Origin of the sequence: Lentzea xinjiangensis (assembly GCF_900110955.1) — a bacterium.
GTDB classification, from domain to species: domain Bacteria; phylum Actinomycetota; class Actinomycetes; order Mycobacteriales; family Pseudonocardiaceae; genus Lentzea; species Lentzea xinjiangensis.
Window position 1 is genome coordinate 193,559 of the sequence record NZ_FOFR01000015.1, and the last position, 8,386, is coordinate 201,944.

The 8,386-nt window shown below is 70.6% G+C and carries 8 protein-coding genes and 2 rRNA genes; 1 reads left to right on the top strand and 9 read right to left on the bottom strand.

Annotated elements, in window-relative coordinates; translation table 11 throughout:
* Nucleotides 1-64: 64 nt before the first annotated feature.
* From BMW88_RS28435 to BMW88_RS28460, 6 genes are all read right to left on the bottom strand, one after another.
* A complete protein-coding gene (locus tag BMW88_RS28435) occupies nucleotides 65-997 on the bottom strand; it encodes an NADP-dependent oxidoreductase (protein WP_089956135.1) in 933 nt (310 codons plus the stop codon).
* On the bottom strand, nucleotides 994-3,894 hold the full coding sequence (locus BMW88_RS28440; RefSeq protein WP_089956137.1) for a bifunctional [glutamine synthetase] adenylyltransferase/[glutamine synthetase]-adenylyl-L-tyrosine phosphorylase: 2,901 nt from the start codon (nucleotides 3,892-3,894) through the stop codon (nucleotides 994-996). The genes BMW88_RS28435 and BMW88_RS28440 overlap by 4 nt, the downstream gene beginning before the upstream one ends.
* 26 nt (nucleotides 3,895-3,920) lie before the next feature.
* Nucleotides 3,921-4,106 (bottom strand): hypothetical protein, encoded by a 186-nt coding sequence (locus BMW88_RS28445; protein WP_089956140.1) that lies wholly within the window; start codon nucleotides 4,104-4,106, stop codon nucleotides 3,921-3,923.
* On the bottom strand, nucleotides 4,103-5,236 hold the full coding sequence (locus BMW88_RS28450) for an inorganic phosphate transporter (RefSeq protein WP_089956142.1): 1,134 nt from the start codon (nucleotides 5,234-5,236) through the stop codon (nucleotides 4,103-4,105). The genes BMW88_RS28445 and BMW88_RS28450 overlap by 4 nt, the downstream gene beginning before the upstream one ends.
* 81 nt (nucleotides 5,237-5,317) lie before the next feature.
* A complete protein-coding gene (locus tag BMW88_RS28455; RefSeq protein ID WP_089956144.1) occupies nucleotides 5,318-6,073 on the bottom strand; it encodes a type 1 glutamine amidotransferase in 756 nt (251 codons plus the stop codon).
* Between the two features lie 25 nt (nucleotides 6,074-6,098).
* Complete coding sequence (locus BMW88_RS28460; protein ID WP_089956145.1) at nucleotides 6,099-6,530, bottom strand: rhodanese-like domain-containing protein; 432 nt, start codon at nucleotides 6,528-6,530, stop codon at nucleotides 6,099-6,101.
* Between the two features lie 80 nt (nucleotides 6,531-6,610).
* Between BMW88_RS28460 and BMW88_RS28465 the strand changes: the two genes are divergently transcribed.
* Entirely contained in the window at nucleotides 6,611-7,060 is a 450-nt protein-coding gene (locus BMW88_RS28465; protein WP_089956148.1) for an Lrp/AsnC family transcriptional regulator, read from the top strand.
* Nucleotides 7,061-7,100: 40 nt separating this feature from the next.
* On the opposite strand, the gene BMW88_RS28470 is transcribed toward BMW88_RS28465, so the two are convergent.
* The 3 genes from BMW88_RS28470 to BMW88_RS28480 form a co-directional block, all read right to left on the bottom strand.
* Nucleotides 7,101-7,928, bottom strand: coding sequence for a GNAT family N-acetyltransferase (locus BMW88_RS28470; RefSeq protein ID WP_089956151.1), 828 nt, complete (start codon nucleotides 7,926-7,928; stop codon nucleotides 7,101-7,103).
* Between the two features lie 117 nt (nucleotides 7,929-8,045).
* A 5S ribosomal RNA gene (rrf, locus tag BMW88_RS28475) occupies nucleotides 8,046-8,162 on the bottom strand.
* 102 nt (nucleotides 8,163-8,264) lie between these two features.
* A 23S ribosomal RNA gene (locus BMW88_RS28480) occupies nucleotides 8,265-8,386 on the bottom strand; the annotation flags it as partial.

The following is an 8,386-nucleotide window of genomic DNA, read 5'->3' on the forward strand; positions in this document are numbered from 1 at the left end:
AGTTCGGGTTCGGGGGCACTCCCGTTCCGGAATGCCCCCGAACCTGAAGAAATACCTGAAGATTTCAGACGGTCAGCACAACTTTTCCACGCACGTGCCCACCTTCGAGCAGTTTGTGCGCTTTCACGGCTTCCGCCAACGGAAATGTCTGCTGGACCTCGACGTGCAACGAGCCGGCCGCGACCAGGTCGGCCAGCCACTGGACCTGTTCGGCGTTCGGCCGCGCCCAGGTGTTGATCACGCCGTTCTCCAGCGCCCGCTGCCCATCCACAATGGACGTCATCCGCGCCCGGTCCCGCACCAGCCGCAACGACTGGTCGAACGCGAGGCCGCCGGCGTTGTCGATCACCACGTCCACCCGGCCGTCCCCGCCGACCAGCTCCGCCACCGCGTCGACCAGCGCGTCGCCGTAGGCGACCGGTTCGGCGCCCAGTGACCGCACGAACTCGTGGTTGCGCGGTGAGGCCGTGCCGATGACCTGCGCGGCGCCGAGCTCGCGGGCGATCTGCACCTGGAGGTGCCCGACGCCACCGGCCGCGGCGTGCACCAGCACGACATCGCCCTGGCCGGCGTGGACGGCCCTCAACGACTGCAGGGCGGTCAGTCCCGCCAGCGGCAGCGCGGCGGCGGTCACGAAGTCCACGGTGGACGGTTTGCGGGCGACCAGCCGGTCCGGCAGGGAGACCAGCTCGGCGTAGGTGCCGAACTGGACGTGGTCCTTGCGGGCGTAGGCGAGCACCTCGTCGCCCGGCCGCCAGTCCTGCACACCGGTGCCCACGGCCCGCACGACGCCCGCCACGTCCCAGCCGGGGATCAACGGCGTGTGGTGCGGCATCAGGCCCCGCAGGTACCCGGCTCTGACCTTGGCGTCCACCGGGTTCACCCCGGCCGCCCTCACCTCGACCAGCACCTGGTCGGGCCCCAGCAACGGGTCGGGGAGCTCCTGCAGCGACATGACGTCGGCGTCGCCGAACCGGGTAACCGCGATCGCTTTCACGATCCCTCACCGTAGAAGACCCGCTCGGCCACTGCACGTGCACGACGGGTGGTCCTGCGGTACTCCTCCAGGAACTCACCCGGATCGCCACCGGGCCGGTACCCCATCACCGACGCCACGGCGACGAGGTCGCGACCGGACGTCGGGAGCTGGTCGGACGCCTTGCCCCGCACCAGCGTCACGGCGTTGCGCGCGTGCGTCGCGAGGTTCCAGGCGGCCGTCAGCGACGCGGCGTCCTCCTCCGCGAGCAGGCCCGCCTCGACGGCGGCCGCCATCGCGGCCATTGTGGACGGTGTGCGCAGGCCGGGCACCGCGCCGGAATGTTGCAGCTGCAACAGTTGCACGGTCCACTCGACGTCCGCGAGCCCGCCGCGGCCGAGCTTGGTGTGCGTGCTCGGGTCGGCACCGCGCGGCAGCCGTTCGGCGTCGACGCGCGCCTTGATCCGCCGGATCTCGCGCACCGACGCCGCGTCCAGGCCGTCGGCCGGATACCGCAACGGCTCGATCAACGCCTCGAACTCGGCGCCGAGCGCCGCGTCGCCCGCGATGAACCGCGCCCGCAGCAGCGCCTGCTTCTCCCAGATCTCCGCCCACTGCCGGTAGTAGGCGCGGTAGGAGTCCAGCGTCCGCACCAGCGGCCCCTGGCGGCCCTCCGGGCGCAGGTCCGCGTCGACCTGCAGCGGCGGGTCGTGCGACGGCGCGCCGAGCAGGCGCCGGATGTTCTCCACGACACCGCTCGCCCACTTCGCCGCCTCGGCGTCGGTCACGCCCTCGAACGGCTTGCACACGAACAGCACGTCCGCGTCCGAGCTGTACCCGAGCTCGTGCCCGCCGAGCCGGCCCATGCCGATCACGGCCAGCGCGGCGGCGGGCTGACCGGACGCGCGCACCGCGGCGTCCAGTGCGCTTTGCAGCACGGCGACCCACACCTCGGACAGCGACACGCACACCGTCTCCAGCGGCATGAACCCCAGCAGGTCCGCCGCGGCGATCCGCAGCAGCTCGTGCCGCCGCAACGAGCGCGCGGCCGCGACCGCGCGCGTCAGGTCGCCGTAGCGGGAGACGGCGCTGCGCAGGGGGTTGCCGATCGAGTGCGGATCACGGCCGACCAACGCCTCCGTGTCCGCGAGCAGGCGCAGCACCTCCGGTGCGCGCACCAGCAGGTCCGGCACGAGCTTCGACGTGCCGAGCAGCACCGCGAGCCGTTCGACGACGGCGCCCTCGTCCCGCAGCAGCCGCAGGTACCAGGGGGTTTCGGCGAGCGCCTCGGACACCTTCCGGTAGGCCAGCAGACCGCCGTCGGGGTCCGGGGTGCCGGCGAACAGGTCCAGCAGCACCGGCAGCAGCGCGCCCTGGATGCGCGCACGCCGCGAAACGCCGTGCGTCAACGCCTGGATGTGCCGCAACGCGCCGTCGGGCGAGGTGTAGCCCAGGGCGGCGAGGCGGGCGACGGCCTCCTTGGTGGTGAGCCGCAACGCCTCGGTCGGCACGCCCGCGACGGACTGCAGCAGCGGCCGGTAGAAGAGCTTCTCGTGCAGCCTGCGGACCTGGCTCGCGTGCTTGCGGAACTCCGCGAGCAGCACCTGCCCCTCCGACTTCTGGCCGTCGGCCGCCAGACCGGCCGAACGCGCCAGCCACCGCAACGCCGCGTCGTCGTCGTCCGCGGGGAAGAGGTGCGTGCGCAGTAAACGCTGCAACTGGAGCCGGTGCTCCAACGTGCGCAGGAACCGGTACGAACGCCCGAAGTCCGCGGCATCGTTGCGCCCGATGTACCCGCCCTTGCCCAACGCGGCCAGCGCGGCCGTCGTCGCCTGGATGCGCAGTTCCTCGTCGGAACGACCGTGCACGAGCTGCAACAACTGCACGGCGAACTCGACGTCGCGCAGGCCACCGCGGCCGAGCTTCAGCTCCCGGTCGGCGAGCCCGGAAGGCACGTGGTCCTCGACGCGGCGGCGCATCGCCTGCACGTCCTCGACGAAGTTCTCGCGTTCGGCCGCCGTCCACACGTACGGCCGCACGGCGTCGATGTACGCCTGCCCCAGCTCGGCGTCGCCCGCGACCGGCCGCGCCTTCAGCAGCGCCTGGAACTCCCAGGTCCGGGCCCACTTCCGGTAGTAGGAGGCGTGCCCGTCGAGCGTGCGGACCAGCGCACCCGCCTTGCCCTCCGGCCGCAGCGCCGCGTCGACCTCGAAGCACGACTGGCCCGCGATCTGCATCACCGTGCTGGCCAGCCGCGTCGCGACACCCAGGTCGCCCTCGGCGACGAACACGACGTCGACGTCGCTCACGTAGTTCAGCTCGTTCGCGCCGCACTTGCCCATCGCGATCACCGCGAGCCGGCACCGGTCGGCGCCGGTCACGCGTTCGGAGGCAAGCAGCAACGACGTCCGTAGCGCGGACACGGCCAGATCCGACAGCTGTGCGGCCACGGTGTCGTACGGGACGTACGGGAGCGTCGGCTCGACGACGTGCGCCAGGTCGTTGGCCGCGATGAGCAGCAGCTTCGCCCGGTACTCGGTGCGCAGCACGTCGTCGTCCGCGAGCTCCAGCGACACGTCGACGTCGCCGGTGAGCGAACGCCACCGGCCGGGGTTGACGACGAGGAAGTCCGACAGCGCGGTGGACGAGCCCAGCACGGCGAGCAGCCGCCCCCGCACGACCTCGTCGTCGTGCAGCGCGGCGGACAGGGCGTCCCACTCGGCGACCTCGTGCAGCCGCTCCAGCCCGCGCAGGGCGAGGTCGGGATCGGGGCAGCGGGAGAGCGCCGCCAGTACCGGTTCCGAGCCGTCCGCGGGACGGCGGTCGCCCCACAGGCCGAGGCCGCGCAGCACTTCCTCGCTGCGCGGTCCGGTGAGGCCGAATCGTGCTGGTGACGCGTGGCGGACAGGTTCGCTCATCAGGAGCCAACCTAGTCCTCACACCGTCAGAAGACGATCAGGGAGAGCCCGTAGAGCACGACCGCGACGCACCCGGCGAAGCTCGCGTACGCGGGCACCTTCCTCTCGCCCGACAGCGCCCGGATGCCGAGCACGAACAGCGTCACGACGACCAGCGTGACGAGCAGCGTGGCGCCGAAGACCTGCAGCAGCGCTTCCCACTTGATCGTCATGCCGCCACCTTGTGCAGTTCGGCCTGCGCGGCCACCTCGTCGACGATGTGCTCGGGCTTCACGGGCTCGCGCCGCGACAGGATCCAGATGCCGATGGACACGACGGCGCCGATCACGGCGACCCCGATGACGCCCGCGGTGCCGCTCGACGCCCACTTGCCCGCGATGGCGCCGACGATGCCGGCGGCGGGCAGGGTGAGCAGCCACCCGGCGGCCATCTTGCCCATCGTCCCCCACCGCACGCCGTGGCGGTCGCGGCCGAGGCCGGAGCCCATGATGCCGCCCGACGCGACGTGCGTGGTGGACAGCGCGAAGCCGAGGTGCGACGACGCGAGGATCGCCGTGGCGGTCGAGGTCTGCGCCGCGAAGCCCTGCGCGGGCTCGATGGTCGTGAGGCCGCGGCCGAGGGTGTGCGTGATGCGCCAGCCGCCGAGGTACGTGCCGAGCGCGATCGCGACACCGGCGCTGACGATCACCCAGGTGGGTGGCGCCGAGCCGGGGGCGAGCGAGCCGGACGTGATCAGCGCCAGCGTGATGATGCCCATCGTCTTCTGCGCGTCGTTCGTGCCGTGCGCGAGCGAGACCAGCGACGCGGACGCGACCTGGCCGACCTTGAAGCCGGTGTGCGAGACGCGCGCGTCCGCCGCCTTCTTGAGCCGGTAGACGATGATCGTCGCCAGTGCCGCCACGATGCCCGCGACCAGCGGCGCCACGATGGCGGGCACGATCACCTTGTCGAGGACCTTGGCGAAGTGGATGGCGTCCACCCCGGAGGCGACCCACGCGGCGCCGATCAGCCCGCCGAACAACGCGTGCGACGAGCTCGACGGCAGACCGGCGTACCAGGTGACCAGGTTCCACATGATCGCGCCGATCAGCCCGCCGAAGATGATCGCCGGGGTGATCTTGGCGTCGTCGACGATCCCGCCGGAGATCGTCTTCGCGACCTCGACGGAGAGGAACGCGCCGACGAGGTTGAGCACCGCCGACAGCGCGACCGCCGTGCGCGGCTTGAGCGCACCGGTCGCGATGGAGGTGGCCATCGCGTTCGCCGTGTCGTGGAACCCGTTGGTGAAGTCGAATATGAGAGCAGTGACGACGACGATGATCACTACAAGAGCGGGATCCACTCTGATCCTCCGGCTGGATCGAACAAGGCCAACCAGAAGGTACCGGTAACGACGAGTGCCGGTGAACCTACGAAAGTTACGTCACACCAACGGGAGCGGTGTCCCCATTGGTCCCGCGGGCGCCAATTCGCCGCGCACGAGCTTCGCGAATCTCTGCACGAACGGGTGCCACACCTCTTCGAGGTCGCGGTGCGCTTCCTCCAGGAAGTCCTGGTCGAAGTGGCCGGCACGCGCGCAGGCCGCCTCATCGGGTGCCTTGGCCGCCCAGGCCTGAACGATCTCCGGAGTGGTCTCGATGTGGAACTGCAGCCCATATGCGCACGCGCCGACGCGAAACGCCTGATTCGGATACTTCGGCGAGGCCGCGAGGTGTTCCGCGCCCGGCGGCAGGAGGTGGACTTCGTCATGGTGGAACTGCACGACATCGGGCGTCCACGGCAGATCGGCGAACAACGGGTCTTTTCCGGCGCCATCTCGTTTGGCCACGAGCAGAATTCCGACCTCGGGTCCGTTCGGGCCACGCCGCACCTGTCCGCCGGTCGCCGCCGCGAGCAACTGGGCCCCGAGGCAGATCGCCAGCGTCGGCAGCCGCTTCGCCACGGCCTGGGAGAGCAGGCGCCGGACGTCGGCGAGCCACGGGTGCTCGAGGTCGTCGAGCGCGCCCATCTCGCCGCCGAGGCAGATGACGCCCTGGTAGCCGTCGAGGTCCGTCGGCGCGGGCTCCTCCTTCAGCGACACGAGGTGGAGCTCGACGCCGTCGGCCTCGAGCCAGTCGCCCAGCTTCGCCAGCGGGTCGGACGGCGAGGGCTGCAGGACGAGCAAACGCGGTGCGGTCACGCGGATGAGCCTATGTCGGCTCCGGTCAGCAATGACACGCGACCTGGGGAACGTCCGCCGCGACGACCTGATCGGACTCCACCGGGTAGCCCGCCTCCCGCCAGGCCGTGATGCCTCCGGAAAGCCGCTTCACCCGGTACCCGCGCCGCGCGAGGGCGAGCGCACCCTTGGTGGCGGCGTTGCACTGGAAGCTCTCGCAGTAGCAGATGTAGACGAGGCCGGGATCGAGGTCGAGCCGCTCGGGCAGGTCGCGGTACGGCAGGTTGATCGCACCGGGGATGCGTGCCCGCGCGAACGCCTCGGACGCACGGGTCTCGACGAGGACGTACCCCGCGGTGTTCCCGGCCAGCAGGTCCCGGTGGACGTCGTCGGGATCGGCCTCGAACGCCAGCTCGGCGGCGAAGTGGGCGGCCGCGGCGTGCGGGTCGGCGGCGGGGAAGCGCAACGCGTTCGTCATGCCCCTGATCCTGCTGAGGTACGGCCCGTTCGCACATGCGGAAGTCCAGGTGTTCGGCGCGTTCTCCTTATGATTTCCAGGTGGAGCTCGACGCCGTGGACTGGAAGATCCTGTCGCTGTTGCAGCAGGACGGGCGGATGTCGTTCACCGCTCTGGGCCGGGACGTCTCGCTGTCGGCCCCGGCGGTGACCGAGCGCGTGCGCCGCCTGCAGGCGCTGGGCGTGATCACGGGCTTCACCGCGGTGGTGTCGCCCGCCCGGCTGGGCCTGCCGATCGAGTCGATCGTGCGCGTGCGGGTCCGCTCACTGGACACGCCGCGGTTCCGGTCGCAGGTCCTGGTGCTGCCGCAGATCCTCGACGCCGACCACGTGACCGGCGACGACTGCTGGCTGCTGCGCGTCGTCTGCCGGTCGATGATCGAGCTGGAGGAACTCGTCGAGGTCATGCAGCGCTACGGCGACACGACCACGTCTCTCGTCTTCTCCTCGCACGTGCGCAACCGGCCGCTCACTCCCGAACTCTTCAACTAGGTGCTGCGAGCCCTCTACCGGTCGCGCTCCGGTGAGCGGGTCACCGCTTCCACCAGAACTCCGCCCAGTCGTCCAGTGGCCGGTAGCCGATGCGCTGGTAGATCGAGTTCGAGACCGGGTTGGTCAGGTCGGCGAAGAGGAGGACGTCGGTGGCCCCCTGGTCGAGGGCCCACTGGCTGATCATGGCGCTGACCGCGGCGCCGTAGCCGTGCCGGCGGTGCTCGGGCGGGGTGTAGACCGGGCCGATCCTGGTCATGCCGGCGTGCGGGACGCTCGCCACCGCCCAGGCGACCGGGGTGTCGTCGACCTGCCAGAGGGCGTGGCCGTTGCCGAGGCGCAGGGAGCCGCGCACGACCTCGGCCGGGTCCTCGTCCGGGGCCTCCGGGACCGCTTCCGCCTGGAAGGCCGCGCGCCAGGCGCCGAGGAGGCCGGCGTCGGCTTCGGTGGCCATGCGGCCGGAGCCGTCCACGGTCGGCGGGGCCAGGGTGTCCAGGCGGTACAGCCTGGTGGCCAGGGACTCGGTGAAGTCCTTGCCGGTCGCGGTGGCGAAGGCCGATGACCTTTCCCGCGGGCCGGTGACGCCGGGGGCGTCCGGGTCGACTTCGCTGACCAGTTCGGCTGCCAGGACCGCCGCCGCGAGGGGGAGGTCTGCCGCCTGGAAGGGCCAGGGAGGAGTGCGGATCAGCGATCCCACCAGCTCGCCGTTGTCGTGGAAGGTGATCAGCGTCGGGGGAAGTGCGGTGGCCGGCAGCCGCCGCACCCGGTCCAGAGAGGTGAGCGCCACCGTGTTGCGCACCGGATCGGCCGCGAGCCGATCGTGGGCGGTGGCGTCGAAGGACTCCAGGGTGGTGTGCACGACCGCGTCCATGGGTTCATCAGACCAGGCCCGGCAAGCGAAATCCGCCACCCGAGCCGGATGAGGGCATGCAAAAGGCCCCTGCGGGGAGCACTGGGTGCTCGACCCGCAGGGGCCTTCTGAAAGATTGTTCGGCGGCGACCTACTCTCCCACACCGTAACCAGTGCAGTACCATCGGCGCAGAAGGGCTTAACTACCGGGTTCGGAATGGGACCGGGTGTTTCCCCAACGCTATAACCACCGAAACACTATGGAATTCACAACCCAAACCCCGAACCGCCACAGCGGCAGGGCTCGATCGGTTCTGGTTGTTCTTCCAGAACCGCACAGTGGATGCGTAGCGTCTTCGTAACAAGTCCTCGGCCTATTAGTACCAGTCAGCTCCAACCGTTACCGGTCTTCCACCTCCGGCCTATCAACCCAGTGGTCTAGCTGGGGGCCTTAACTCACGAAGAGTGGGATACCTCAT

Excerpts from the sequence above, each read along its gene's own strand:
- BMW88_RS28470 (WP_089956151.1), bottom strand. The coding sequence starts at position 7,928 with ATGGACGCGGTCGTGCACACCACCCTGGAGTCCTTCGACGCCACCGCC.
- BMW88_RS28440 (WP_089956137.1), bottom strand. The coding sequence starts at position 3,894 with ATGAGCGAACCTGTCCGCCACGCGTCACCAGCACGATTCGGCCTCACC.
- BMW88_RS28460 (WP_089956145.1), bottom strand. The coding sequence starts at position 6,530 with ATGACGAACGCGTTGCGCTTCCCCGCCGCCGACCCGCACGCCGCGGCC.
- BMW88_RS28445 (WP_089956140.1), bottom strand. The coding sequence starts at position 4,106 with ATGACGATCAAGTGGGAAGCGCTGCTGCAGGTCTTCGGCGCCACGCTG.